General features: G+C 61.4%; 1 pseudogene. It reads left to right on the plus strand.

The window, feature by feature from the left end:
• Positions 1 to 391 (plus strand): annotated as a pseudogene (locus QSK43_RS27240) (membrane-bound PQQ-dependent dehydrogenase, glucose/quinate/shikimate family); the annotation flags it as partial.

Below are 391 nucleotides of genomic sequence, written 5' to 3' on the forward strand. Positions count from 1 at the left end.
TACCGGCAAAGTCGTCTGGAAGTTCGACGCCAGCAAGCCGAACGACACGGCGCCGCTTGCGCCGGGCGAACATTACGCACCGAACTCGGTCGTCGCCTGGACGCAATTTGCCGCCGACGAAAAGCTCGGTCTTGCCTATATCCCGTTCGGTAACGCCTCTCCGGACCAGGTTGGTGTCTCGCGCACGCCCGAGCAGGAAGCCTTCGTCGATGCGCTCGCCGCACTTGACCTCAAGACCGGCCAGTTGAAGTGGAAATTCCAGACCTCGCATCACGACCTCTGGGACCGCGATAACCCGTCGCAGCCGGTTCTGCTGAACCTGCCGAAGAACGGCGTCGATACGCCGGCAATCATCATCCCGACCAAGATCGGCAATCTGTGGGTTCTCGAC

Origin of the sequence: Rhizobium sp. GR12 (assembly GCF_036596185.1) — a bacterium.
Lineage (GTDB): Bacteria > Pseudomonadota > Alphaproteobacteria > Rhizobiales > Rhizobiaceae > Agrobacterium > Agrobacterium nepotum.